Source organism: Bradyrhizobium genosp. SA-4 str. CB756, assembly GCF_000473125.1.
GTDB classification, from domain to species: domain Bacteria; phylum Pseudomonadota; class Alphaproteobacteria; order Rhizobiales; family Xanthobacteraceae; genus Bradyrhizobium; species Bradyrhizobium arachidis.
In genome coordinates this window covers 3,269,578-3,292,900 of record NZ_KI421499.1, presented here as the reverse complement: position 1 = coordinate 3,292,900, position 23,323 = coordinate 3,269,578, and the positions used below count along the sequence as shown (strand labels likewise).

24 protein-coding genes and 1 tRNA gene are annotated in these 23,323 nt (G+C 64.5%); 13 read left to right on the top strand and 12 right to left on the bottom strand.

What is annotated here, in order from left to right:
* The first annotated feature begins 85 nt into the window (after positions 1 to 85).
* The 4 genes from BRAGE_RS0116180 (at position 86) to BRAGE_RS0116165 (ending at position 2,550) form a co-directional block, all read left to right on the top strand.
* Positions 86 to 721: a cold-shock protein gene (locus BRAGE_RS0116180; protein ID WP_027557961.1), complete on the top strand. Its 636-nt coding sequence runs from the start codon at positions 86 to 88 to the stop codon at positions 719 to 721.
* Positions 722 to 968: 247 nt separating this feature from the next.
* Positions 969 to 1,451: a DUF192 domain-containing protein gene (locus BRAGE_RS0116175; RefSeq protein ID WP_231164020.1), complete on the top strand. Its 483-nt coding sequence runs from the start codon at positions 969 to 971 to the stop codon at positions 1,449 to 1,451.
* Between the two features lie 118 nt (positions 1,452 to 1,569).
* Positions 1,570 to 1,646 (top strand) — tRNA-Pro (locus BRAGE_RS0116170).
* Positions 1,647 to 1,821: 175 nt separating this feature from the next.
* Positions 1,822 to 2,550 (top strand): outer membrane protein, encoded by a 729-nt coding sequence (locus BRAGE_RS0116165; protein ID WP_027557963.1) that lies wholly within the window; start codon positions 1,822 to 1,824, stop codon positions 2,548 to 2,550.
* 129 nt (positions 2,551 to 2,679) lie between these two features.
* Here the strand turns inward: BRAGE_RS0116165 and BRAGE_RS54585 are convergent, their stop codons facing one another.
* The 3 genes from BRAGE_RS54585 to BRAGE_RS55880 form a co-directional block, all read right to left on the bottom strand.
* Positions 2,680 to 3,027, bottom strand: a complete 348-nt coding sequence (locus tag BRAGE_RS54585) for a hypothetical protein (RefSeq protein WP_156950862.1) — start codon at positions 3,025 to 3,027, stop codon at positions 2,680 to 2,682.
* A 962-nt stretch (positions 3,028 to 3,989) separates the two neighbouring features.
* Positions 3,990 to 4,115, bottom strand: coding sequence for a hypothetical protein (locus tag BRAGE_RS57575; RefSeq protein WP_265441953.1), 126 nt, complete (start codon positions 4,113 to 4,115; stop codon positions 3,990 to 3,992).
* 78 nt (positions 4,116 to 4,193) lie between these two features.
* Positions 4,194 to 4,352, bottom strand: coding sequence for a hypothetical protein (locus tag BRAGE_RS55880; protein WP_167336506.1), 159 nt, complete (start codon positions 4,350 to 4,352; stop codon positions 4,194 to 4,196).
* A 326-nt stretch (positions 4,353 to 4,678) separates the two neighbouring features.
* Between BRAGE_RS55880 and BRAGE_RS0116145 the strand changes: the two genes are divergently transcribed.
* Complete coding sequence (locus BRAGE_RS0116145) at positions 4,679 to 4,873, top strand: hypothetical protein (RefSeq protein ID WP_027557964.1); 195 nt, start codon at positions 4,679 to 4,681, stop codon at positions 4,871 to 4,873.
* Positions 4,874 to 4,915: 42 nt separating this feature from the next.
* Here the strand turns inward: BRAGE_RS0116145 and BRAGE_RS0116140 are convergent, their stop codons facing one another.
* Entirely contained in the window at positions 4,916 to 6,097 is a 1,182-nt protein-coding gene (locus tag BRAGE_RS0116140) for an OpgC domain-containing protein (RefSeq protein ID WP_027557965.1), read from the bottom strand.
* A 259-nt stretch (positions 6,098 to 6,356) separates the two neighbouring features.
* Here BRAGE_RS0116140 and BRAGE_RS0116135 point away from each other — a divergent pair, with 259 nt between their 5' ends.
* The 3 genes from BRAGE_RS0116135 (at position 6,357) to BRAGE_RS0116125 (ending at position 8,045) form a co-directional block, all read left to right on the top strand.
* The gene (locus tag BRAGE_RS0116135; RefSeq protein WP_027557966.1) at positions 6,357 to 6,662 is read left to right on the top strand and encodes an ETC complex I subunit; all 306 of its coding nucleotides are present in this window, start codon (positions 6,357 to 6,359) and stop codon (positions 6,660 to 6,662) included.
* Positions 6,663 to 7,036: 374 nt separating this feature from the next.
* Entirely contained in the window at positions 7,037 to 7,528 is a 492-nt protein-coding gene (locus BRAGE_RS0116130) for an Lrp/AsnC family transcriptional regulator (RefSeq protein ID WP_027557967.1), read from the top strand.
* 226 nt (positions 7,529 to 7,754) lie between these two features.
* Positions 7,755 to 8,045 (top strand): DUF3551 domain-containing protein, encoded by a 291-nt coding sequence (locus BRAGE_RS0116125; protein ID WP_027557968.1) that lies wholly within the window; start codon positions 7,755 to 7,757, stop codon positions 8,043 to 8,045.
* A 91-nt stretch (positions 8,046 to 8,136) separates the two neighbouring features.
* On the opposite strand, the gene BRAGE_RS0116120 is transcribed toward BRAGE_RS0116125, so the two are convergent.
* A complete protein-coding gene (locus BRAGE_RS0116120; RefSeq protein ID WP_027557969.1) occupies positions 8,137 to 9,165 on the bottom strand; it encodes an AraC family transcriptional regulator in 1,029 nt (342 codons plus the stop codon).
* A gap of 159 nt (positions 9,166 to 9,324) precedes the next feature.
* Here BRAGE_RS0116120 and BRAGE_RS0116115 point away from each other — a divergent pair, with 159 nt between their 5' ends.
* From BRAGE_RS0116115 to BRAGE_RS0116100, 4 genes are all read left to right on the top strand, one after another.
* A complete protein-coding gene (locus BRAGE_RS0116115) occupies positions 9,325 to 10,452 on the top strand; it encodes an isovaleryl-CoA dehydrogenase (protein ID WP_108914325.1) in 1,128 nt (375 codons plus the stop codon).
* Between the two features lie 72 nt (positions 10,453 to 10,524).
* Positions 10,525 to 12,129 carry a carboxyl transferase domain-containing protein gene (locus BRAGE_RS0116110; RefSeq protein ID WP_027557971.1) on the top strand — a complete coding sequence of 535 codons (1,605 nt, stop codon included), beginning with the start codon at positions 10,525 to 10,527 and terminating at the stop codon, positions 12,127 to 12,129.
* Positions 12,130 to 12,133: 4 nt separating this feature from the next.
* Positions 12,134 to 14,137, top strand: a complete 2,004-nt coding sequence (locus BRAGE_RS0116105) for an acetyl/propionyl/methylcrotonyl-CoA carboxylase subunit alpha (RefSeq protein WP_027557972.1) — start codon at positions 12,134 to 12,136, stop codon at positions 14,135 to 14,137.
* A 1-nt stretch (position 14,138) separates the two neighbouring features.
* The gene (locus tag BRAGE_RS0116100; protein ID WP_027557973.1) at positions 14,139 to 15,050 is read left to right on the top strand and encodes a hydroxymethylglutaryl-CoA lyase; all 912 of its coding nucleotides are present in this window, start codon (positions 14,139 to 14,141) and stop codon (positions 15,048 to 15,050) included.
* 129 nt (positions 15,051 to 15,179) lie between these two features.
* Here the strand turns inward: BRAGE_RS0116100 and BRAGE_RS0116095 are convergent, their stop codons facing one another.
* The 4 genes from BRAGE_RS0116095 to BRAGE_RS0116080 all read right to left on the bottom strand — a co-directional run bounded on the left by BRAGE_RS0116095 (position 15,180) and on the right by BRAGE_RS0116080 (position 19,062).
* On the bottom strand, positions 15,180 to 16,106 hold the full coding sequence (locus BRAGE_RS0116095) for a dihydrodipicolinate synthase family protein (protein ID WP_027557974.1): 927 nt from the start codon (positions 16,104 to 16,106) through the stop codon (positions 15,180 to 15,182).
* 74 nt (positions 16,107 to 16,180) lie between these two features.
* Positions 16,181 to 17,164 (bottom strand): TRAP transporter substrate-binding protein, encoded by a 984-nt coding sequence (locus BRAGE_RS0116090; protein WP_027557975.1) that lies wholly within the window; start codon positions 17,162 to 17,164, stop codon positions 16,181 to 16,183.
* A 24-nt stretch (positions 17,165 to 17,188) separates the two neighbouring features.
* Positions 17,189 to 18,454: a TRAP transporter large permease gene (locus tag BRAGE_RS0116085; RefSeq protein WP_027557976.1), complete on the bottom strand. Its 1,266-nt coding sequence runs from the start codon at positions 18,452 to 18,454 to the stop codon at positions 17,189 to 17,191.
* Positions 18,454 to 19,062: a TRAP transporter small permease gene (locus tag BRAGE_RS0116080; protein WP_035731262.1), complete on the bottom strand. Its 609-nt coding sequence runs from the start codon at positions 19,060 to 19,062 to the stop codon at positions 18,454 to 18,456. The genes BRAGE_RS0116085 and BRAGE_RS0116080 overlap by 1 nt, the downstream gene beginning before the upstream one ends.
* A gap of 214 nt (positions 19,063 to 19,276) precedes the next feature.
* Between BRAGE_RS0116080 and BRAGE_RS0116075 the strand changes: the two genes are divergently transcribed.
* Positions 19,277 to 19,960, top strand: a complete 684-nt coding sequence (locus BRAGE_RS0116075) for a GntR family transcriptional regulator (RefSeq protein WP_028146295.1) — start codon at positions 19,277 to 19,279, stop codon at positions 19,958 to 19,960.
* 131 nt (positions 19,961 to 20,091) lie between these two features.
* Here BRAGE_RS0116075 and BRAGE_RS0116070 read toward each other — a convergent pair whose 3' ends face one another.
* The 3 genes from BRAGE_RS0116070 to dctP are packed head-to-tail and all read right to left on the bottom strand — an operon-like array spanning position 20,092 to position 23,020.
* Positions 20,092 to 21,450 carry a TRAP transporter large permease gene (locus tag BRAGE_RS0116070; RefSeq protein WP_027557978.1) on the bottom strand — a complete coding sequence of 453 codons (1,359 nt, stop codon included), beginning with the start codon at positions 21,448 to 21,450 and terminating at the stop codon, positions 20,092 to 20,094.
* Positions 21,447 to 22,001: a TRAP transporter small permease gene (locus BRAGE_RS0116065; RefSeq protein ID WP_027557979.1), complete on the bottom strand. Its 555-nt coding sequence runs from the start codon at positions 21,999 to 22,001 to the stop codon at positions 21,447 to 21,449. The genes BRAGE_RS0116070 and BRAGE_RS0116065 overlap by 4 nt, the downstream gene beginning before the upstream one ends.
* Positions 21,998 to 23,020: a TRAP transporter substrate-binding protein gene (gene dctP / locus BRAGE_RS0116060; protein ID WP_027557980.1), complete on the bottom strand. Its 1,023-nt coding sequence runs from the start codon at positions 23,018 to 23,020 to the stop codon at positions 21,998 to 22,000. The genes BRAGE_RS0116065 and dctP overlap by 4 nt, the downstream gene beginning before the upstream one ends.
* Between the last annotated feature and the right edge of the window lie 303 nt (positions 23,021 to 23,323).

Sequence of the window (23,323 nt, the reverse complement as noted above, 5' to 3'; positions counted from 1 at the left end):
CGTCGAATTGAGAACATTCTCTTAAGACGCGTGATTCGAGAGCCGCCAATGTGGCGGGTTGCATGGCAGTGTGGGGTCCGGGGTTATGGGGTCGTCGGACGGATTTGAGTCCAAGAAGGTCGGAGTTCCAGCGGTAGGCGAACACGGCGGCGCCGGTCGCGACAGCGCGCTCAGTCCCTTCACCGGACTTGGTGAGGGCAGCGCCAACCTCGTCGAGGTTCATGGCGTCATCAAATGGTTCGACGCCTCAAAGGGCTACGGCTTCATCGTTCCCGACAACGGCTGGCCCGACGTGCTCCTGCACGTCACCGTGCTCAGGCGCGACGGCTTCCAGACCGCCTATGAGGGCGCCCGCATTGTCGTCGAATGTGTGCAGCGCGCCAAGGGCTACCAGGCCTTCCGCGTCGTCTCGATGGACGAATCGACCGCGATCCATCCGGCGCAGATGCTGCCGCCGCGCACCCATGTCACGGTCACCCCGACCAGCGGGCTGGAGCGGGCCCAGGTCAAATGGTTCAACCGGCTACGCGGCTTCGGCTTCCTGACCTGCGGTGAGGGCACGCCCGACATCTTCGTGCACATGGAGACGCTGCGCCGCTTCGGCATGACCGAGCTTCGGCCCGGCCAATATGTCCTGGTCCGCTTCGGGCCCGGCTCCAAGGGCATGATGGCGGCCGAGATCCATCCCGAGACCGGCTCGCCGGGATTGCAGTCGCACTAAAGCGCGATGAGGGATGAATCGTCATCGCGCTTTAGGTTGTTGTTTGAGCATGATCTTTCCGGAACACCGCGCCGCACTTTGCGCTAACGCGGCCCTCCGGGTCCGGATCATGCTTTAGCCCTTCCATTCCCGGAATCGTGACAAGAGGCGCGTCGGCAGGCCGGCGCGCCTCTGGCTTTTGTCATGATCGCCGCGTAAGGACTGTTCCAGTCCCACCCGCTCCGAGTGCCATTTCATGACTTTTGCCATGACTTTTCCCATGCGTCTCGCCATGGGATTTGCCAAAAGCCTTGTCGCCAGCCTTGCCGCCATCCTCGTCATCGCCGGCCTTGCCGCCGCCAATGCCGCCAGCTTCCAGCCGCTCGAGATCGTCACCAAGAACGGCGTGCAGGTGTTCTCGGTCGAGATGGCGACCACCGAGGAGGAGAAGCAGACCGGCCTGATGTACCGCAAGGAACTGGCCGACGGCAAAGGCATGCTGTTCGACTTCAATCCCGAGCAGGAAGTGTCGATGTGGATGAAGAACACTTATGTCTCGCTCGACATGATCTTCATCCGCGCCGACGGCCGCATCCTGCGCATCGCCGAGAATACCGAGCCGCTGTCGACCAAGATCATCTCGTCGGGAGGGCCCGCCCGGGCCGTGCTTGAGGTGGTGGCGGGAACGGCGCAGAAATACGGCATCCGCCCCGGCGATCGCGTCGGTCACCCGCTGTTCGGCAGCAAATAGCACCGCCCGGCCGGGGGCCTTGCCAGCCTTGCTGGCGCCGGTTTGTAAGCTTGCTGGCGGCGTTTGTGAGCTTGCTGGCGCTTTGGGAAGCGTGTATCGACGGGGCTCACCGGACATTCGGGGTATAGCGCAGCCTGGTAGCGCGGCAGTTTTGGGTACTGCAGGTCGTTGGTTCGAATCCAGCTGCCCCGACCAGTCCCGAGGTTGAACCTCCTTCATTTCCCTCGAGATCCCAACCAACCGGGCCCGTTTGGGTATTGCCGGCGGAACGCGGCCTGCTCCGCCCGCACGGGAGATGCGGGCATCACGCAACCTCCGCGACAGCTCGGCCCGCTAGAACCTCCGCACGGGCAATGAGGAATGTCGGGACATGTTGAAAGCTCTCGCTGGCGCGGCGCTCGCCGCTTTCTCGGTCACGGCCGCGTCTGCCGCCGATTTTGCGCTGCAAGCACCTCCGATGGCTTCCGTCGTCTTCAACTGGACCGGGTGCTACATCGGCGGTCATCTTGGCGGCGTCGCCAGCGACGATCGCACGATCAACAGCGCCGGGGGAACGGTCGACTTTGGCGCCGCCGGCTTTGTCGGTGGAGGGCAAGCCGGCTGCGACCATCAATTCGCATCCAACTGGGTCGTCGGCGCTGAAGGCCGCGCCGCATGGTCGAGCCTTTCGAGCCAGCATGGGAGCAGTGTCAGATTTCCCGCGCTCGGCAACCTCGCCGTGCCATCGCGGTTCGGCCTCAAGAACGATTTTCTCGCCTCGGCCACAGCACGGCTCGGCTATGCCTATGGCTTGGGCTGGCTGATCTATGCGCGCGGCGGCGTCGCCTGGACGCATGAGAAGATCGATGATGCGTATACCAGTCCGGCCACCGGCTTCGCGGTCGATCCCAGCGCGTCGGTCATGCGGACCGGTTGGACCTTGGGCGCCGGTGTGGAATGGGCGTTCGCGTCAAGTTGGTCGGCCAATGTCGAATATAGTTACTACGACTTCGGCACGAAGAGCCCGATACAGCTGATCAGCCCGTCCGAAAGCATCACCGTGGCCCACCTCAAGGACACGATCCATGCCGCGACGGTCGGTTTGAACTATCACTACTGACGTGATCGGGAGCGTTCGGCTGCTCGGGCTCAGAACAAGCGGCCGATCGACGCGGCGCCGCATGATCGAGGCGAGGGAATAAATCCAGCCCTGCATGGTAATGCTGGAAATGCCCAGCAATCTAATTTCTCAGGTCGACGGCGCCTGCCCGGCGCAGCTTCCGCGTTGAAGGAGGGAGCAAGGCGCGCAACCGGCGCTGCGCCAGCACTTTACTTGGGAAGAGGTTTTCATGTCGATCAGCGCGATTGCTTCAACCGCGGCGGCGGCTTCGACGTCCCAGTCGGCGGCCACGACGTCATCCTCAGCGGCGTCATCGACGTCGGCAACATCGTCGACATCCGCAACGCCGTCGACCTCGGCGACGTCGTCCTCGCAATCGGCGGGCGGCAGCTCCGGCTCGGGCGGCGGCGGTTCGGCCAAGACCGTCGTCAGCGAAGTCTCCATCACCATCGACGGCGTCACCACCACGACGATCACCTATTCCGACGGATCGACCGAGGTCGAGAAGTCCGGGGGCACGCAAAACAGTCAGGGCAGCCAGGCTAGCCAAGGCAGCCAGGCGGGGCAGACCTATAACGCGCAAGGCTCGCTCGGAGGGAATGCCCAGAGCGCATCGAGCGCCAGCAGCGGCGTCTGAACCGGCTTAATCATTGATACGGGTATGCTGCCCATCGCATCCCGAAACGCCTGCGCGATTCGCTGTCCAGTGTGTTCTGAAGCATGAGCGCTTGTTTGTCGCGCGTGGCGACTTCTGCACGATATTTCAGGGGATTGCGATGAGGCGCGCGGCGGCGAATTACCACAGATTCATCGAACCTTTGGTCGTCGCCATAGACATATGTGTGTTGGGGATTTCAGCGCCCAATGCCTAAACGGACGCCGCCAAGCGATGATACTCCGCTTGCGCGGCGTTGCGCTTTTGGTGCGGTGGTGACGGCTCTTGGCAACAGTTAGGCGTGTGCAACTTCTCTTGCGACAAGTGCGGCCACGCTAGCGGATGTGGCCCCAGAGAGCGGCACTCTCGTCCTCTAAAGCGTTACAACTAACCGTTCAGCGCTCCGTAGTCGCCTGAGGGGGAGCGAACGGGCACCCCTGAGGGAGTGGACAACCCGGCGCTGACACACTCCTAAATGAACGCTAGGATGCGCCTGTTTATCTCGAACCCAGTGGGGTCATAACATGAAGTCCATTTTGAAAGTCGCTTTAGCATTTGCTCTCTTCGCGTCACCGCTAGCGGCATTCGCGCAATCACAGCCACCGGCGACCAAGTCCTCGAACGCTCCGAAGGCAAAGCCGAGAATGCATGACGGCTGTCACAGCCGTGCGGCTCAGATGTCAGGGAAACCCTGCCGCTAAGACCAATTGAGGCCGCCGCCTGGCGGCCTCTTTTTCTCTGCTGCCCTGAGAGCAGCGAACGAGCGTCCTGAGGGAGTGAACAGCTAGCCGATCTTGAGCTCGAGCTCCACTTCAAGCTCGTTGAGGTCAAAGTATTGCACCTCGACGTCGCCGCTTTTGGGCCCTCGGCACGGCGCCAGAAAATCGAGAGCGCCGCCGCGGCCTGTCATTGCAACGACCCTTCGCTGCGGTTTCCCGAAAGAGATCATGCTCGACCAACGACCCAAAGCGCGATGACGCCTTAGCGATCAGTTCGAGGCGTACCAGCCGAGCGGAAACGGCAGCAATGGCCATACCAGGTGGTTGTCGTTGGCGGCCTTCAGCGGCACCTCGACGAATATCCTGATCAGCGGAGCAGACGGCGTCGAGTGCACCGCCACACGCAGACATGCACATTGCAAATTCATTGTGGTCGTCCCCGCCCGTCAATACTTTTCAGAATTCCAGCGCGCTCAAATTTCGACGTCGGCTCAAAATCGTCACGCGTCCAAAACGGCGCGCTCATTCTCAAATGGTGCACGCATTCTAGAAAAATCGGCGTCCGCTTTCAACCAGTCCGGAACAGCTGCGCACGACAAGTAAGGTTGACCAGTTAGGTTAAGGCGGAGCGATTGTTGCGGATGCCCTGGTAATCACTATCAAATCGGTCCCGGCTCGCGACGGGGTACCTCCAATTGGTGCTCACACAAGATCACAGTTCGTCGCTACGCTCGTATCGTGTGAGTTCTGCGTCATGTCTTTCGATCGCAACGTCCGAACCGTCGGTTCGCAGTCGAACTGGACCGAGGTCTGGCACCTCTGGACCGTGATCGTGCCGCGCCGCTCGATCAACGGGCAGCTCGTGTACGGCAAGGTGTGGCGCCGCCACGACGGCCGCGACTGGATCTACAAGAAGTTCACCGAGTTCGACGGCGAAGAGGCGGCCTGAGGCGGCATCGCCGCCATCAGGCACAGCATCGCTGCGGCGGGCTCAGGCAGCCTTTGCCGGCGAGGCGGCCGCAGGCTTGGCGGGCGGCGGCGGCTTCAGCGGCTTGTCCTGCTTCTTCGACCAGGAAATGTAATAGGCCACCGTCGTCATGATGGCGATGCCGGCGATGCTGACGAAGAGCTGTGCGAACAGCGAGCCCGAGCTCATCGACAGCTCGAAATGGCCGACGAAGGACAGGAACACGCCGACGCAGAACACGGCGAGCGACTGCTGGCCGCAGACGATGACCGGGTCGAAGATCTTCCATTCGAGCCCCGGCCAGTCCTTCGGCAAGAAGCGGATCACCAGGATCACGATCACGACGAAGTGGATGAAGCGATAGGGCGCGAGGTTGGTCTTGTCGTTAGGGTTGAAGGCCGAGAACAGCCATTCCGGAAACATGCCACCGAAGCTCGGGAAGCGACCGGCCATGGTCATGACCAGCGCGAAGGCGAGATAGGCGAGGCAGAGCCACAGCGTGATCTGCGAGTTGATCAGCGCGCCCGAGCGCCGTGCCCCGCCCATGGCGCACCAGGCGCCGAACACGAACAGCACCTGCCAGCAATAGGGGTTGAAGTACCACTGGCCGGCCGGATAGGCGTTCAGATTCCAGCCGAAGTGACGCGCGGCCAGCCACAGGGCGATGGAGAATCCCATCGTCAGGTCGGGCTTGCGCAGCATGAACCACAACACCGGCGGAAACAGCCCCATCAGCACGATGTAGAGCGGCAGCACGTCGAGATTGAGCGGCTTGAAGCGCAGGAACAGGCCCTGGCGCAGCGTCTCGGTGGCGTTGTCGACGAGGCCGGCGACGTTGAACTCGTTGATCATCTCGGAATCGCCGAAGCGCAGCGCGAGATAGCTGATCGAGGCGATGTAGATCACGAACAGGATGATGTGGGCGACGTAGAGCTGCCAGACCCGCTTGGTCAGGCGCGTGGCGCCGACGATGAACCCGCGCTCGAGCATCATCCGCGCATAGACGAAGGAGGCGGTGTAGCCCGAGATGAAGACGAACAGGTCCGCGGCGTCGGAGAAACCGTAATTGCGCGTCGTGATCCAGTTCACGACGTTGTCCGGGATGTGGTCGAGAAAGATCGCCCAGTTCGCGACGCCGCGAAACAGGTCGAGCCTGAGGTCGCGGCCTTTCTCGGGGAGCGTTGCGCTGACGTTCAGGAAGGTCATGCGACGGGAGCTTTCGTAGGGGACGGATACGCTGAGGTCGGCGAGGCGGGGGCACCGGCCGGGATCCCGGGGCGGGCGGCGGGTACGCAATTGTCACGGTGCAGCATAATGACTATACCCGTCGGTGAAGGGCACCCAAGGGACTGGAATCACCGAACAGTTCCCAAAAGGTGTCTCTATACTATGCCCGCGGTTTCCACCAACTGCTACCGTGACGCATCGAAATCGAACGATAAAGACCAAGAGGCCCGGACCGACCATGACCGCACGCATTTTCAAGCCCGCCAAGAACGCGATGCAATCCGGCCGGTCCAAGACCAAGGAATGGCAGCTGGATTACGAGCCGGAGCAGCCGCGCTCGGTCGAGCCGCTGATGGGATGGACCTCGTCCGGCGACATGAAGCAGCAGATCACGCTACGCTTCGAAACCAAGGAAGAGGCGGTCGCTTATTGCGAGCGCAAAGGCATCGCCTACCAGGTGATCGAGCCCCAGGATTCGATCCGCCGCCCGGTCGCCTATGCCGACAATTTCTCGTTCCGCCGCGGCGAGCCCTGGACGCATTAGAGCGCCATTCTCGTCTGAGACGCCGTCATGCCCGGGCTTGCCCCGCCTGCGGGGCCGAAGCCCCTTCGGCGAGGCGAAGGCCCGGGCATCCACGTTTTCGGGGAGGGTGAACTCGGCCTGCATGTTTCGCCCGGCGATGCAGAGCATCGTCCGGAGGCGCTCCGCTTTGGCGGGCTCCTCACCATGAGGGTCTGATATCTTTCCGCGAAACGCGACCTCATCTTGAGGGCCCGCCGGAGACGGGCGTCTCGAAGGATGGGCCGCAGGCGAGATTTCCGCCACGCTCTCAAGCCCCCTAGAAACCCAAGGTGGTTGGCATCCAGTCCGCCCCGTGCTTCGCTGCCCTCATGATACGACCATGACGAGGGTAGGGTATGGCCGGGCGTGACCAGCTCGACGGCGTCGATCTCAAAATACTCTCCGAGCTCCAGCAGGACGGGCGGGTGCGCAATAACGAGCTGGCGCTGCGCGTCGGCGTGTCCGCGCCGAACTGCCTGCGGCGGCTGAAATCGCTGTTCAGCCGCGGCGTGATCCGGGCGGTGCGCGCGGTCATCGACGAGCGGCTGCTCGGCTACGAGGTGGTGTCGTTCGTCTCGATCCAGCTTGGCAGCCAGGCCCAGCCGGTGTTGGAGGCGTTCGAGAGCTCGATCGCTGCGATCCCGCGCATCCAGCAGTGCTGGCGGATCTCCGGTGACACGGACTATCTCCTGAAATGCGTCGCACCGAGCGTGGAGAGCATGCGTCAGCAGCTTCTTCACTTTGCCGCGATGCCCGACGTGAGGAACGTCCGCAGCTTCCCGGTGCTGGGCGTCGCCAAGGACGTGCCGCTGCCGGTGCAGGAGTTGGCGGTCGCCTCGGCGGGCTAGGGGACTTCACACTTTTACGGCGAGCCATTTCATAAAAGCCGAGACTGCGAGTCTGTCATATAGTTTAGTAACTCACCTAACTGTGACATGTGATTTACGAAGCCCTGCAATGCGCCGGGGCACGATTGCCGGCTCCCGCGTGCGGCCTAGATGCAAGGTGTGAACCTCGGCCTGTGTCGCATGCCGGGGGCGCTTTTGTGGGACCCTTTAAGCAGGAAAAGACAGCATGACTCCGACCTCGAAGACGTTCGTCGCGTCCGCCGCGACGCTGTTTGCATCTGCGTTCTTGATGATGACCGCGCCGGCTGCGAAGGCAGACGACTATTGCATCACCAACGGCGCCCAGGCCGCGCATGGCTGCGGCTATCCGACGATGGAAGCCTGCCGTCAGGCGGCCGGCGGCATCGGCGGCTCGTGCTCGCAGGCCGGTGGCTCGTCGAAGACCGGCAACGACGCGCTCGCCTTCCAGCCGAAGCAGACGAAGCAGCCCAAGGCTCGCCAGGGTGCGCAGAATTAACGCCTGACATCGAGACCCGATCCAGGACATTGCGGCCTCCGGGAGCGATCTCGGAGGCCGTCAATTTATGACAGGCCGATGATGGCGCGCCTCATCGATACCTTCCGCGAAACTCGCGCGGCGAGGCGCCGGTCCAGCTGCGGAACGCGCGGGAAAAACTCTTCTCGTTGCGGAAGCCGGCGATCTCCGCGATCCGCTTGATCGGGGTGCGGCCGCGCATCAGTTCCTGTTTTGCCAGCTCGAACTTTGCTTCCTCCTTGAGATCACGCAGCGAGGTTGCTTCCTCGCGCAGGCGGCGGTGCATAGTGCGCGTTGAAAGCGCAAGCTCGCTCGCGACATCCTCGGCGCCGAGACTGCGGCCGCGCGCATGGCGCAGCACGCGGCGGACGCGCTCGACCAGCAGGCGGTCGCGCCGGTAGGGCAGCACGGTCAGCCGCAGCGCGCCCTTGAGCATGCTGTCGAGATCGGCGGCGCTGCGCGTCAGCGGCAGCGACAGATAGTGCTTGTCGAAGACGATGCGGGCGCCATCCGCATCGAAGCTCAAGGTCCGGCAGAAGATGGTCGGATAGACCGAGACATGGCCGGGCTCGGCGTAAGGAAACTCGGCGGCGCGCAGCGCGATCCTGGAGTCCACCGCCCAGCAGGAGAAGCCGAGCACGTAGCGGAGCAGGGTGACGAGGCAGAATTCGCGGAAAGCGCCGAGATCGCGCTGTTCGCGAATGGCGATGGTCGCGGTCTCATCACCGACCGAGAGCTCGAACAGCACGTCCTCGGTGAGCAGGCGGTGATGCCGGCACCAGCGCTTGAGCGCGACCTCGAGATTGGGCGCCGTGATCGAGGCGCGGCACAGCATGCCATAGGTGCCCCAGGGCAACCGGCGCGAGAACCAGCCGAGCGCCTCGTCGTCGAGCTCGCGCATGGCATGGCCCGCCAGCGCCTCGAACTGGGCGGCGGTTATCCGCCCGTCGCTGGACCCGACCAGGTCTTCGGTGACCTGCCCCTTGGCCAGCGCGTCCGCCGGATCCCGCCCGTAGCGGCCATAGGCGGCGACCACACCGCGGACGAAGGCGGCGGGGGTCATGGCGCGGCGGGGCAATACTGTCGCAGCTTGAAAGGGCATGAAAAATCCTCGCCAAACTTGGCGGAAAATGCAACCTTTTCGACCGAAGCGGCACCCGGGCGGGGGTAGGTTCGGGCCGACAATTCGGGCCGACAAGAAGACGGAGGAATCGCCTTGAACATCCCGAGCATCGACTTCGATCTGGGTGAAGACATCGGCATGCTGCGCGACACCGTGCGCGCCTTCGTGGAAGCGGAGGTCGCCCCGCGCGCCGCCGAGGTCGAGAAGGCCAATTTGTTCCCGGCCGACCTCTGGAAGCGCTTCGGCGACCTCGGTCTGCTCGGCATGACCGCGCCGGAGCAATATGGCGGCTCGAACATGGGCTATCTCGCCCACATCGTCGCCATGGAGGAGATTTCGCGAGGCTCCGCGGCCGTGGGCCTGTCCTACGGCGCGCACTCCAACCTCTGCGTCAACCAGATCCGCCGCAACGGCACCGACGCGCAGCGGCAGCGCTATCTACCGAAGCTGATCTCCGGCGAATATGTCGGCGCGCTGGCAATGTCCGAGCCCGGCGCCGGCTCCGACGTGGTCTCGATGAAGCTGCGCGCCGACAAGCGCGGCGACCGCTATGTGCTCAACGGCTCCAAGATGTGGATCACCAATGGCGGCGATGCCGACGTGCTGGTGGTCTACGCCAAGACCGATCCGGAGGCCGGTCCGCGTGGCATGACCGCGTTCCTGATCGAGAAAGGTTTCAAGGGTTTCACCCACGGCCAGCATCTCGACAAGCTCGGCATGCGCGGCTCCAACACCTATCCCTTGTTCTTCGACGAGTGCGAGGTGCCCGAGGAGAACGTGCTCGGCGCAGTCGGCGAGGGCGTCAAGGTGCTGATGTCGGGTCTCGACTACGAGCGCGCCGTGCTGTCCGGAGGCCCGCTCGGCATCATGGCGGCCTGCATGGACGCGGTGGTGCCCTACATGCACGAGCGCAAGCAGTTCGGCCAGCCGATCGGCGATTTCCAGCTGATGCAGGGCAAGCTCGCCGATATGTATTCGACCTGGCAGGCGACGCGTGCCTATGTCTATGCCGTGGGAAAGGCCTGCGACCGCGGTGGCCACGCGCGCACGCTGCGCAAGGATGCGGCGGCCGCGATCCTCTATTCCGCGGAGAAGGCGACGTGGATGGCCGGTGAAGCGATCCAGGCGCTCGGCGGCGTCGGCTATACATCCGAGTTTCCGGTCGGACGGCTCTGGCGCGATGCCAAGCTGTACGAGATCGGCGCGGGGACGTCGGAAGTGCGGCGCATGCTGATCGGCCGCGAATTGATGTCCGAGACCGCCTGACCCCTCCACAATGGAACGGCCGCGGCGCCTTGCCCGCGGCCTCTCACACGTCACACCAGAACGCGGGACCACATGCCGCTCCATTCCAGCATCGATACGTCTTCGTCCGATTTTGCGCGCAACTCCGATGCCATGCGCGCCCTCGTCGCCGACTTGCGCGAAAAGCTGAGCCAGGTCGCCGGCGGTGGCGGCGAGGCCTCGCGCAACCGCCACACCGCGCGCGGCAAGATGCTGGCGCGCGAGCGGGTCGACCTGCTGGTCGATCCCGGCACCTCGTTCCTGGAGCTGTCGCCGCTCGCGGCCTACGGCCTCTATGGCGGCGACGTGCACTCGGCGAGCGTCGTCACCGGCGTCGGGCGCATCTCGGGCCGCGAATGCGTTGTTGTCGCCAATGACGCCACCATCAAGGGCGGCACCTACTACCCCATGACCGTGAAAAAGCATCTGCGCGCGCAGGACATCGCGCGGCAGAACGATTTGCCTTGCGTCTACATGGTCGATTCCGGCGGCGCCTTCCTGCCGATGCAGGACGAGATCTTTCCGGACGAGCGCCATTTCGGGCGGATCTTCTACAACCAGGCGCAGATGTCCTCACAGGGCATTCCACAAATCGCGATCGTGATGGGCTCCTGCACCGCCGGCGGCGCCTATGTGCCGGCGATGTCGGACGAGAGCATCATCGTGCGGAATCAAGGCACCATCTTCCTCGGCGGTCCGCCGCTGGTGAAGGCCGCGACAGGCGAGGTCGTCAGTGCGGAAGAGCTCGGCGGCGCCGACGTGCATTCGCGCCAGTCGGGCGTGACCGACCACTACGCCCAGAACGATGCCCACGCGATCGGCATTGCCCGACGCATCGTCGGCACGCTGAAGCCGTCCACGCGGCCGAACCTCAACATGCATAAGCCGCGCGATCCGCTGTTCGGCGCGGAGGAGATCTACGGCGTGGTTCCGGTCGATGGCAGAAAACCGTTCGACGTGCGCGACATCATCGCGCGTGTGGTCGACGGCTCGGAGTTCGACGAATTCAAAAAACTCTACGGCACGACGCTGGTGTGCGGTTTCGCCCATATCTGGGGTTTCCCCGTCGGCATCATCGCCAACAACGGCATCTTGTTCAGCGAAAGCTCGCTGAAGGGCGCGCATTTCATCGAGCTGTGCTGCCAGCGCGGCATTCCCCTGGTGTTCCTGCAGAACATCACCGGCTTCATGGTCGGCAAGAAATACGAGGCCGGGGGCATCGCGCGCGACGGCGCCAAGCTCGTGACGGCGGTTGCGACCGCCTCGGTGCCGAAATTCACCGTGGTGATCGGCGGCTCCTACGGTGCCGGCAATTATGGCATGTGCGGCCGCGCCTACTCGCCGCGCTTCCTTTGGATGTGGCCGAATGCGCGCATCTCGGTGATGGGCGGCGAGCAGGCCTCGATGGTGCTGAGCCAAGTCCGCCGCGACAATATCGAGGCCAAGGGCGATAGCTGGTCGAAGGAAGCGGAAGACAAATTCCGCGAGCCCATCCGCGCGCAATATGAGCACCAGGGGCATCCCTATTACGCGACCGCGCGGCTCTGGGACGACGGCGTGATCGACCCCGCCGACACGCGCCTCGTGCTCGGCCTTGGCCTCTCGGCGGCGTCGAATGCGCCGATCGAGCCAACGAAGTTCGGCCTGTTCAGGATGTGATGCGATGGACCGTACAAAACTCTACCGGCGTTTTCGCACCCTCCTGATCGCCAACCGCGGCGAGATCGCCTGCCGCGTCATCCGTACCGCGCGCGCCATGGGCCTGCGCACGGTCGCGGTCTATTCCGAGGCCGACCGCGACGCCATGCATGTCGCGCTCGCGGATGAGGCCGTGCTGCTCGGGCCGGCACGTGCCCGCGACAGCTATCTCAATGTCGAGCGGCTGATCGAGGCCGCGAAGAAGACCGGCGCCGAGGCCGTGCATCCCGGCTACGGCTTCCTGTCGGAGAATGCCGAGTTCGCGCAGGCCTGCTACGACGCGGGCCTTGTCTTCGTCGGCCCGACCGCCGAGATGATGACGGCGATGGGCTCGAAGTCCGGCTCGAAAGCGCTGATGGAGAAGGCGGGCGTGCCGCTGGTGCCCGGCTATCATGGCGATGCGCAGGATGATGCGACCCTGGCGAAGGCGGCCGAGAAGGTCGGCTTCCCGGTTCTCGTGAAGGCTTCAGCCGGCGGCGGCGGGCGCGGCATGCGCATCGTGCGCTCGGCGGCCGAGCTTGGCCCCGCGATCGTCAGCGCCAAGCGCGAGGCCCTGGCCGCGTTCGGCGACGACCGCATGCTGATCGAGAAATATGTCGACAATCCCCGGCATATCGAGGTGCAGATCATCGGCGACAGCCAGGGCAATCTGCTCTCGCTGTTCGAGCGTGAATGCACGCTGCAGCGCCGGCACCAGAAGGTGATCGAGGAGGCGCCGTCGCCGACGCTCAATGCCGCCCAGCGCGAAACGGTCTGTGCGGCTGCGCGAAAGGCGGCGGGCGCGGTGAACTATGTCGGCGCCGGCACCATCGAGTTCGTCTCCGACGGCAAGGACGTGTTCTTCATCGAGATGAACACGCGCCTCCAGGTCGAGCATCCCGTGACCGAGCTGATCACGGGCATCGACCTTGTCGAGTGGCAGCTGCGTGTCGCTTTCGGCGAAGCGCTGCCGCTCAAGCAGGACGAGATCAAGCTCAACGGCCATGCCGTCGAGGCGCGCGTCTACGCGGAAAATCCGACCAAGAACTTCATGCCCTCGGTCGGGCGGATTTCCACGTGGCGCCTGCCTGACGAGACCGGCGGCCTGCGCATCGATGCCGGCTATCGCGAGGGCGATACGGTCTCGCCGTATTATGACGCCATGCTTGCCAAGATGATCGCGTGGGCGCCGACGCGGGATGTTGCGATCGAGCGGTTGAACCGCGGGCTGGAGGAGTCCGACGTCCGCGGCATCGTCACCAATATCCCGTTCCTGTCGGCACTGATGACGCATCCGAAGGTGCGAACCAATGCGATCGACACCGGCTTCATCGAGCGCGAGCTGGCGGTGCTGACGACCGCAGCGCCGGCGCCGGGCGAACTCGAGCTCTGCGCCGCGATCGCCGCGGTCGTCAACGGGGAGCGGCAGGCTGCGCGGGCCGAGGCGGGGTCTCCTTGGCAGACCTTTGGCTGGCAGCCGGTTGGCCGGCGCCAGCGCAGCTTTGCCTTCCGCGTGGGACATGGTCCGGAGCAGAAGATCGCGCTGAACTATGGCAGCGGGCCGTCGACGCTGGTGATCGGCGAGCGCGAGCTGGCGTTTGCGATCGCGCCGAAGGATGGCGGCTTCGACCTGACGCTGGACGGCGTCAAATCCTCCGTCGCCGCCGTGATCGACGGCCACGAGCTTTACTTGCGCACGCGCAACGGCCGCTTCGATTTGCACTGGGTCGATCCGTTCGGTGGCGAGAGCGAGGAGCATGTCGGTGAGGACAAGATCGCCGCGCCCTTGCCGGGCACGGTCGTTGCCGTGCTGGCCGAAGAGGGAGCAAAACTCGACAAGGGCGCGCCGATCCTGACGCTCGAAGTGATGAAGATGGAGCAGACGCTGCGGGCGCCCTATGCCGGCGTGCTGAAGTCGATCAAATGCAAGGTCGGCGACATCGTGCAGGAGGGCGTCGAGCTTGCCGTGGTCGAACCTTCAGGGGAATGACATGAGCGATCCCGTCCGCATCATCGAAATGGGGCCGCGTGACGGCCTCCAGAACGAGAAGACGCCGGTCAGCGTCGAGGCCCGCATCGCCTTCATCGAGGCGCTGGTTGCGGCCGGCCTCGATACGGTCGAGGTCGGCGCGTTCGTCTCGCCCAAGGCGATCCCGCAGATGGCGAGCTCCGATGCCGTGCTGCGCGGCGTCGCCCACGTCAAGGGCGCCGAATTCCACGTGCTGGTGCCGAACGAGAAGGGCTATGACGCCGCCCGCGCTGCCGGCGCCAAGGTCGTCTCCGTATTCGCGGCAGCGTCCGAAGGCTTTTCGCGCGCCAACATCAATTGCACGGTCGCGGAGTCCATCGAGCGCTTCAAGCCGGTACTGGCGCGCGCCAAGGCCGATGGTGTGCCCGTGCGCGGCTATATCTCCTGCGTGCTCGGCTGTCCGTTCGACGGCGAGATCAAGCCGAAGGCGGTCGCCGATCTCGCCAAGGCGCTGTGGGACCTCGGCTGCTACGAGATCTCGCTCGGCGACACCATCGGCGTTGGCACGCCCGCCAAGGCGAAAGAGATGCTGCGCGCGGTCAGCGCCAACATCCCGCCCGCGAAACTCGCGATGCATTTTCACGACACCTACGGTCAGGCGCTCGCCAATCTCTACGCCGGTCTGGAGGAGGGCGTCCGCGTCATCGACGCCGCCGCCGGCGGCCTCGGCGGCTGTCCCTACGCCCCCGGCGCGACCGGCAATGTCGCGACCGAGGATGTCGTCTACATGCTCGAAGGCATGGGCATCAGGACGGGTGTCGACATGGAGAGGTTGCTCGCGGCCACCAATGAGATGAGCGGTGTGCTGGGCAAGCCGCCGGTCAGCCGCGTGGCATCCGCGCTGAACGCGAAGAAGAAGCGGGCGGCGTCGTAAGGCCGCTTGCGGCGCGCACAGGTGCCGTAGGGTGGGCAAAGGGGCGCGCAGCGCCGTGCCCACCATCTTCCTCAATCACTCGCAGATGGTGGGCACGCTGTCGTTTTGCCCACCCTACGAAATCTTCGCCTAAGCCGCCTTCAGCCCGACATCCGGCAGGCGCGGCCGGTTCTTGAGCGCCTTGACCATCATGGCCTCGACCTCGGCCTTCTCCTGCGGCAGCAGTGCCAGGCGCGGCGGGCGGGTCAGGGCGGTGCCGCGGCCCATGATGTGCTCGCACAGCTTGATGCACTGGACGAGGTCGGGGCGGGCATCGAGGTGCAAGAGTGGCATGAACCATTCGTAGAGCGGCATGGCCTCGGCCAAGCGGCCGGCCCTGGCGAGGCGGAACAGCGTCTCGCCCTCGCGCGGGAAGGCGTTCGACATGCCGGAGACCCAGCCGACGGCGCCCATGGCGACGCTCTCGACGATGACGTCGTCGAGGCCTGCGAACAGCACGAAGCGGTCGCCGACCATGTTCCTGGTGTCGATGAAACGGCGCGTGTCACCCGAGGAATCCTTGAAGCAGACCACGGTCTCGACGTCGGCAAGCGAGGCCAGGATATCGGGGGTGACGTCGTTCTTGTAGATCGGCGGGTTGTTGTAGAGCATCACCGGCAGGTCGGTGGCGCTGGCGACGGCCCGGAAATGCGCGGCGGTCTCATGCGGCTTGGACGAGTAGACCAGCGCCGGCATCACCATCACGCCGTCGATGCCGACACGCGCGGCTTCCTTGGCGGTCTCGACCGCGAACGCCGTGGTGAATTCGGCGATGCCGCACAGCACGGGCACGCGGCCGGCGGCGACGGACTTCGCCGTCTCCATGATCGCAACCTTCTCCTTGCGCTCCAGCGAGGTATTCTCGCCGACCGAGCCGCAGACGATCAGGCCGGAGACGCCGTCGCGGATCAGTCCGTCCATCACCTTGGCGGTCGCATCGATGTCGAGCGAGAGATCGTCGTGGAATTGCGTGGTGACGGCCGGGAAGACGCCTTCCCAGGAAACGCGGCGGCTCATGGTTTTAACTCCAGGCGAGTAGGCCGGCGGAGGGCTGGGGCCGCCGGCTGTGGCGAAAAGGATGGCGGATGGGATCAGAGCGTGGCGCCGACCTTGCGCAGCTCGGCGAGAACGGGTGCCTTGGGCAGCCAGATCTTGTCGAACTCGGCGATGACAGCCTCGGTGTCGCCGGCCGGGACCTGGCGGATCGGGATCGGCGCGTTCTTGAAGTTCTCGATCAGCGCCGGCTCGTTGCCGGCGAGCTCATCGATCTGCGCATCCAGCGTCGTCTTGATCGTCTTGGCGATCAGCTCGCGGTCGGCGGCGGAGAGCGACTGCCAGACCCGGCCCGAGATCACCGCTGCCATCGGCATGAAGACGGCGTTCATCTGCAGGATCACCTTCGACACCTTGTCGAAGCGCTGGTTCCAGGAGAATTCGAGGTCGGCCTCGAGGCCGTCGACCTGGCCGTTGGCCATGGCGTCGAACACCTGCGGGGTGGGGATCGGCGTCGGGGCTGCGCCGAGCGAGGAATAGAAGTCGCGGTAGACCGGGGTCGGGTTGATGCGCAGCTTCATGCCCTTGATATCGGCGAGCGAATTGAGGTCCTTGGACGAGAACACCGCGCGCATGCCGGTGATGCCCCAGCCGAGGCCGATTGTGCCGGTCTCCTGCGGCAGCACCTCGAATAGTTTGACGGCCGCCGGATGCCGCACGAATTTCGCCACCGCCGGCGTCGAGCGGACGATGTAGGGCGCGTTGATCGCGGCGATGTGCGGCACGCGCGAGCCGAGCTCGGCGGCCTGGATGAAGCCCATGTCGAGCGCGCCGGACTGCAATTGCTGCATCATCGCCGGCTCGTTGCCGAGCTGGCCGGAGTGGAACACGGTCACGGTCAGGCGGCCATTGGTGGCGGCCTTCAGCTCGTCGCCGAATTTGAGCGCGGCCTTGTTCCAGGAATGGCCGTTGGGCGTGATCAGGCCGAGGCGAAATTCCTTGGCCTGGGCGAGCGCGAGCGAGGGCGCGAACACCGATGCGGCGGCACTGGCGGCGAGAAAGCGGCGGCGTGAAAGCGGCATGGTCGGGCTTCCTATTGTACGGGCCTATTTGACGAGGATCAGCGAGAGCGAGGGGTAGAGCGAGAGCAGCACGAGGAGGACGCAGGAGATGACGAAGAACGGCAGCGTCACCATGAACATCTTGCCGGGCTTGGCGCCGGTGACGGCGGCCGCGACGAAGAAGCAGAGCCCGACCGGCGGCGACAAGAGACCCAGCACGAGATTGATCACCACAACGACGCCGAACTGCCGGGGATCGATGTGATAGACGTCAGTTGCGACCGGCAGCAGGATCGGCACCGTCATGATCAGGCCGGGAATGCCGTCGATGACAGTGCCGATGATCAGCAGGATGACGTTGCAGATCAGCATGAAGCTGATCGGGTCCTTCGCGGCCGACTGGATCCAGCCGGCGGTTTCCTGCGGCACCTTGCCGAAGATCAGGACCCAGGAGAACACTGCCGCGGCGGCGACCAGGAACAGTACGATCGCCGAATAGATGCCGCTGCGCAGCATCATCTGCGGCAGCTGCGAGAACTCGAATTCCTTGGTCCAGTACTTGCCAACAAGTGCCGCGGCAACGGCGCCGACGGCGGCGGATTCCGTGGCATTGGCGAGGCCGCTCAAAATCGTGCCGACGATGACGATCGGGATCAGCAGCGTCGGCGAGGTGCGCAGGATCGTCATCAGGCGCTGGCGCGGCGTCTGATAGTCGGCGCGGGGATAGTTGTACATGTAGCCCATCAGCGCGATGACGAGACAGAACATCACGGTGAGGATGACGCCCGGCACGATGCCGGCGATCAGCATGTCGCTGACGGAGACCTGCGCCAGCACGCTGTAGACGACGAACATCACCGAGGGCGGAATGATCGGGCCGAGCATGCCACCATAGGCGGTGAGGCCCGCTGCAAATGTCTTGTCGTAGCCCTTCTTCTCCATCTCCGGCACCATGATCTGGGCCATGATCGCGACCTGCGCGGTCGCCGATCCCAGGATCGAGGAGATGAACATGTTGGCGAGGATGTTGACGTAGGCGAGCCCGCCCTTGAGCGAGCCGACGAATGCCATCGCCATGTCGACGATGCGCCGCGTGATGCCGCCGCCGTTCATGATCTCGCCGATCAGGATGAAGAGCGGGATGGCGATCAGGCCGTAGCTGTCGACGCCGCCGAACAGCTGGAGCGGATAGGACTGAAACAGCACGGGATTGCCTGACGCCGCGATATAGACGAGGCCGGCAAGGCACAGGCAGAGCCCGATCGGCACGCCGACCAGCATGATCGCGACGAAGGCGGCAGACGTGACCATCAGTTGACCCCGTCGAGCTCGGAGAGCTGGAAGCCTTTCGGTGGCGTGCGCGGCACCAGCTCGAGATCTTCCAGGAGGTTGGCGAGGCCGTGCACGGTCATCGAGACCGCGAAGATCGGCAGCGTCAGATAGAGCACCCAGGTCGGCCAGTTCAGCGTCTGGGTGTGCTCGGTGTAGAGGAAGTTGAAGGTTTCGGCCGCGAGCTTGCGCCCGTCGAATCCAGCGCGCGCGAGCCCGACCGGGTCCATCCAGAGCACGCAGGTGACGCTCAAGGCGATGCCGAACACGACGACGAGGCCGGTCGAGATTACCTTGGCGATCTTCTGGTGCTGCGGCGAAAGCCGCTCCGTCAGCATCGTCACCGCGAAGTCGAGCCGCAGCCGCGTCATCGCGGAGGCCCCGACGAAGGTCAGCCAGACTACGCAATAAACAGCGGATTCATCGATCCAGTAGATCGGGAAACGCGCGTAGCGGGTGATGACGTTCACCAGGATCAGACCGGTGAGCAGGTACATCAGCCCCATCAGCGCCAGACGCTCGAAGGCGAGCAGGGCGCTCGACATCCGGACGATCGTACGTCGGACGCTGAGCGCGCGCGTGGCCGGCATCGTCTGCTCGATCATGAAGAGGCCCCAACCCCCGAAGATTTGTCGTGCGACTGCCAAATGTATAATTTATACATTTTGGCTGTCAAACGGAGATTGCGGTCATTTCCGCGGCAGGGCGCGCTTTTGCTGGGCAGCTGGCTTTTGCAGGGCACCTCAACATGCAAGACAGGGACCGCTTCGGCCGAGCGAGTCGGGAAGGACAACAGACGATCAGATGAAACAGCCTCTGAAGCATCGCACCCTGTCGGCTGCGATCGTCGACCAGCTCAGGCAGGCGATCCTCGACGGCACCTATCCGGCCGGATCGCAGCTGCGGCAGGATGCGCTTGGCGAGGCCTATGGCGTCAGCCGCATCCCCGTGCGCGAGGCACTGTTCCAGCTCGAGGCCGAAGGGCTGGTGCGGATCGTGCCGCAGAAGGGCGCGATCGTCTCGGAGCTGTCACTGGACGAGATCAACGACGTGTTCGATCTGCGCTGTATCCTGGAGCCACGGTTGCTGGCGCAATCGGCGCCGCGTTTCAGCGCGGAGGATTTCGAGGGCCTCGACGACATCCACAAGCAGTTCGAGAAGGCGATCAAGGCGCGCAATGTCAGCGAATGGGGCCAGCTCAACGCCGATTTCCACATGGCGCTCTACGTTCACGCCCCGCAGCCGCGCACCCGCGCGATCGTGCTGTCGCTGCTCCAGACCAGCGACCGCTACACGCGGCTGCAGCTCTCCAACACCAAGGCAATGGGCACGGCAGAAAAGGAGCACGCTCATCTGATCGCGCTGTGCCGCGCGCACAAGGTCGAGGAGGCGTGCCGCTTCCTGGAGCGGCACATCGAGGCCGTGCGCAAGGATCTCTTGCAGGTGGTGGCGCACGCACCGAAGTCGCGGCGGAAGGAAAAATCGTAGGGTGGGTTAGCCTTGCGGCTGTGCGGAGCGCATAACTCGTAGGGTGGGCAAAGCGCAGCGTGCCCACCATTCAGAAGTGGTGGGCACGGCGCTACGCGCCTTTGCCCACCCTACGGCAGTCGTGAGTGCCGCTACCTGCTCCCGTCCGGCCCCATCACGAGATCCGGCAGCCAGGTCGAGATCTCCGGCACGAAGCACAGCAGCAGCACCGCGAGCATCATCAAGAGCACGAAGGGCAGGGTGCCCCAGATCACCTCGCTCAAGGGGATGTCGGGCGCGACGTTGCGGATGACGAAGATGTTGAGCCCGACCGGCGGATGGATCAGCCCCATCTCCATCACGATGGTCATGACGACGCCGAACCAGATGATGTCGAAGTTCGCAGCGCGGAGCGGCGGCAGGATGATCGGCGCTGTCATCAGGATGATCGAGACCGGCGGCAGGAAGAAGCCGAGCACGACGACCATGACGAGGATCGCGAACAGCAGCTCCCAGCGCGGCAGGTGCATCGCGACGATGGATTCGGCGACCGATTGCGAGATGTGCAGATAGCTCATCACGTAGGAATAGAGCAGCGACATGCCGATGATCATCATCAGCATGGTCGATTCCCGGATCGTCGATCTCATGATCGGGGCGAGGTCGCCCGGCCGCCAGACGCTGTAGATCGCCGCGATCAGCGCCAGTGCCAGCAGGCCGCCGAGGCCTGCCGTCTCCGACGGCGTGGCGAAGCCGCCATAGAGCGCGATCATGACGCCGGTCAGCAGCAGCACGAACGGGATCACGCGCGGCAGCACGCTGAAGCGTTCGGCGAGCGTGTACTCGTCGCGCTGCAGGATCGGAGCCTCCGGGCCGCCTTTCTCGTAGATCGCCGCGGCGGCGGCATATTCCTGGCGGAAACGGATCACGGCGTAGGCGCCGAACAGGGAGACCAGCAGCAGACCCGGACCGATGCCGGCGAGGAACAGCCGCCCGAGCGACTTCTCGGCCGCGACCGCGAACAGGATCATGGTGATCGAGGGCGGCAGCAGGATGCCGAGCGTGCCGCCGGCGGCGATGATGCCGGCGGCAAAACCGCCGGAATAGCCGCGCTTGCGCATCTCCGGGATGCCGGCCGAACCGATCGCCGAACAGGTCGCTGGGCTCGAGCCCGCCATTGCCGCGAACAGGGCGCAGGCGAAGACGTTGGCGACACCGAGGCCGCCGGGCACGCGGTGCAGCCAGGCATGCAGCGCCGAATAGAGGTCCTGGCCCGCGCGCGACTTGCCGATCGCCGCGCCCTTCAGGATGAACAGCGGGATCGACAGGAGCGTGATCGAGGCCATTTCCTCGTAGACGTTCTGCGTCACCGTATCGAGCGAGGCGGCGGGCATGTAGATGCCCATGAACACCACCGCGACCGCGCCGAGGGCGAACGCGATGGGCATGCCTGAAAACATCACGAGCAGCGTTGCTATCCCGTAGGCAACACCGATACTGAAAACGCTCATGAACGCCTCGCTCCCGCGAAAGGCAGCGCAAGCTGCACGAGGATCTGGACGCAGAGCAGGCTCATGCCGAGCGCCATCAGCGAATAGGGAATGGCGAGCGGCGGCGACCACATCGAGTTCGAGACCTGGCCGTCGACATAGGCTTCATGGGCCAGCGTCCAGGACTTCCAGGTGAAGAAGGCGCAGAACAGGAACGTCGCGGCATCGACCAGCCAAAGACGGATCCTGTTGGCGAGCGGCGACAGCAGGCCGACAAAGGCCTCGATGCCGATGTGACCGCGGTTCTGCTGCACATAGGCTGCCGTCATGAAGGTCGCGCCGACCAGCAGGAAGACTGCGGCCTCGTCCTGCCAGTAATTGGCGGCCTTGAACAGCGCGCGGCTGAGCACGCTGTAGCTCAGGATGGCGCAGGCGGCGACCAGCGCGATCGCGGCGAGCACGACGATGATGCTGTTGAGGATGGCGAGACCGCGATCAATCGCCGCCGCAGGGCCAGTCCCTGCGGCAGCGGTCGCCTGGTCATCACGATCCGGAAGCGGACCGTGGCTCATGCCGAGACGTCGGAGGCGAGCTTCAAGAGTTTCGCCGCCGTCGCGGTCTTGGCGCCGTAATCCTTCCACGCGGTGTCGCGGGCGATGTCGCGCCACTTGCCGACAGTCGCGGCGTCGAGCGCCGAGACCTTGGCTCCGGCCTTCTCGTAGACCTTGGCGACCTCGACGTCGTCGTCCTGCGCGCCCTTGCGGCCGAAGGTTTCGAGCTCGGAGCCGACCGCGAGCAGGACGTCCTGATGGTTCTTCGGCAGCTTGTCGAAGATCGCCTTCGACATCATCAGCGGCTCGAGCATGAACCAGTAGGAGGCGCCCGCGCCCGAGGTCAGCGACTTCGCGACTTCCTCGAGGCGGAACGAGATCAGGCTGGTCGAGGAGGTGATGCCGGCATCGCAGGCGCCGGTCTGCATCGCCGCGTAGATTTCGTTCGACGGCACCGACAGCACCGAGGCGCCCGCGGTCTGGAGCACCATGTCCATCTCGCGCGAGCCGCCGCGCACCTTCATGCCCTTGGCGTCTTCAGGGGCGACGATCGGCTTGGAGCGGCTGGCGACGCCGCCGGCCTGCCAGACCCAGGTGAGCAGGATGATGCCCTTGTCGGCAAGAAAATCGGTCAGCGCCTTGCCGACCGGCTCCTTCTTCCAGCGCATGCCCTGGTCGTAGGTGGTCACAAGGCCCGGCATCAGGCCGATATTGGTCTCCGGCAGCTCGCCGCCGGCATAGGGCATCGGATAGAGGCTGATGTCGAGCGCGCCCTTGCGCATCGCGGAGAACTGCGCGTTGGTCTTGATCAGCGAGGAGTTCGGATAGATCTCGGCGGCGATGTCGCCCTTGCTGCGCTTGCTGACCTCGGCGGCGAACATGCGGCAGAGCCGGTCGCGGAAATCGCCCTTGTCGACGGTGCCGCCCGGGAATTGGTGCGAGATCTTCAGCGTGGTCGCGGCATGCGCGGTGCCGGTGCCGAAGCGGAGAATGGCGGGTGCTGCGACGGCAGTCGCGAGCAGGTGACGACGCGTGAACATAGATTTATCCCCTTGGACGGTTCTTGACGTGATCGGGTCTTAAGAGGCCCGGCTTCAGGCCCATCCTAGCCGGTCTTGTACCCGATATTCTCTAATCTGATAGTTCGAGACCGAATGCGGCGGCAAGTCGCGGGGGGCATTGCTGCGCCGCACACTCACCCTTCGGTCGCGGGCGGCACTAGCGGGGGTCACGCAGGCAAAATTGTGTCAAACCGGTGGTCCCGCGGTCAGGTTTCGCATTGGCGAAAAAAAATTCCGCCGCACGTAACAGGTGCGGCCCGTCATCCGTCGAGCATGAGGTAG

Bases quoted from the DNA above. Each gene is read 5' to 3' on its own strand.
- BRAGE_RS0116180 (WP_027557961.1), top strand. From the start codon at position 86: ATGGGGTCGTCGGACGGATTTGAGTCCAAGAAGGTCGGAGTTCCAGCG.
- BRAGE_RS0116175 (WP_231164020.1), top strand. From the start codon at position 969: ATGACTTTTCCCATGCGTCTCGCCATGGGATTTGCCAAAAGCCTTGTC.
- BRAGE_RS0116165 (WP_027557963.1), top strand. From the start codon at position 1,822: ATGTTGAAAGCTCTCGCTGGCGCGGCGCTCGCCGCTTTCTCGGTCACG.
- BRAGE_RS57575 (WP_265441953.1), bottom strand. From the start codon at position 4,115: ATGACAGGCCGCGGCGGCGCTCTCGATTTTCTGGCGCCGTGCCGAGGG.
- BRAGE_RS55880 (WP_167336506.1), bottom strand. From the start codon at position 4,352: ATGAATTTGCAATGTGCATGTCTGCGTGTGGCGGTGCACTCGACGCCG.
- BRAGE_RS0116145 (WP_027557964.1), top strand. From the start codon at position 4,679: ATGTCTTTCGATCGCAACGTCCGAACCGTCGGTTCGCAGTCGAACTGG.
- BRAGE_RS0116140 (WP_027557965.1), bottom strand. From the start codon at position 6,097: ATGACCTTCCTGAACGTCAGCGCAACGCTCCCCGAGAAAGGCCGCGAC.
- BRAGE_RS0116135 (WP_027557966.1), top strand. From the start codon at position 6,357: ATGACCGCACGCATTTTCAAGCCCGCCAAGAACGCGATGCAATCCGGC.
- BRAGE_RS0116130 (WP_027557967.1), top strand. From the start codon at position 7,037: ATGGCCGGGCGTGACCAGCTCGACGGCGTCGATCTCAAAATACTCTCC.
- BRAGE_RS0116125 (WP_027557968.1), top strand. From the start codon at position 7,755: ATGACTCCGACCTCGAAGACGTTCGTCGCGTCCGCCGCGACGCTGTTT.
- BRAGE_RS0116120 (WP_027557969.1), bottom strand. From the start codon at position 9,165: ATGCCCTTTCAAGCTGCGACAGTATTGCCCCGCCGCGCCATGACCCCC.
- BRAGE_RS0116115 (WP_108914325.1), top strand. From the start codon at position 9,325: ATGCTGCGCGACACCGTGCGCGCCTTCGTGGAAGCGGAGGTCGCCCCG.
- BRAGE_RS0116110 (WP_027557971.1), top strand. From the start codon at position 10,525: ATGCCGCTCCATTCCAGCATCGATACGTCTTCGTCCGATTTTGCGCGC.
- BRAGE_RS0116105 (WP_027557972.1), top strand. From the start codon at position 12,134: ATGGACCGTACAAAACTCTACCGGCGTTTTCGCACCCTCCTGATCGCC.
- BRAGE_RS0116100 (WP_027557973.1), top strand. From the start codon at position 14,139: ATGAGCGATCCCGTCCGCATCATCGAAATGGGGCCGCGTGACGGCCTC.
- BRAGE_RS0116095 (WP_027557974.1), bottom strand. From the start codon at position 16,106: ATGAGCCGCCGCGTTTCCTGGGAAGGCGTCTTCCCGGCCGTCACCACG.
- BRAGE_RS0116090 (WP_027557975.1), bottom strand. From the start codon at position 17,164: ATGCCGCTTTCACGCCGCCGCTTTCTCGCCGCCAGTGCCGCCGCATCG.
- BRAGE_RS0116085 (WP_027557976.1), bottom strand. From the start codon at position 18,454: ATGGTCACGTCTGCCGCCTTCGTCGCGATCATGCTGGTCGGCGTGCCG.
- BRAGE_RS0116080 (WP_035731262.1), bottom strand. From the start codon at position 19,062: ATGCCGGCCACGCGCGCGCTCAGCGTCCGACGTACGATCGTCCGGATG.
- BRAGE_RS0116075 (WP_028146295.1), top strand. From the start codon at position 19,277: ATGAAACAGCCTCTGAAGCATCGCACCCTGTCGGCTGCGATCGTCGAC.
- BRAGE_RS0116070 (WP_027557978.1), bottom strand. From the start codon at position 21,450: ATGAGCGTTTTCAGTATCGGTGTTGCCTACGGGATAGCAACGCTGCTC.
- BRAGE_RS0116065 (WP_027557979.1), bottom strand. From the start codon at position 22,001: ATGAGCCACGGTCCGCTTCCGGATCGTGATGACCAGGCGACCGCTGCC.
- dctP (WP_027557980.1), bottom strand. From the start codon at position 23,020: ATGTTCACGCGTCGTCACCTGCTCGCGACTGCCGTCGCAGCACCCGCC.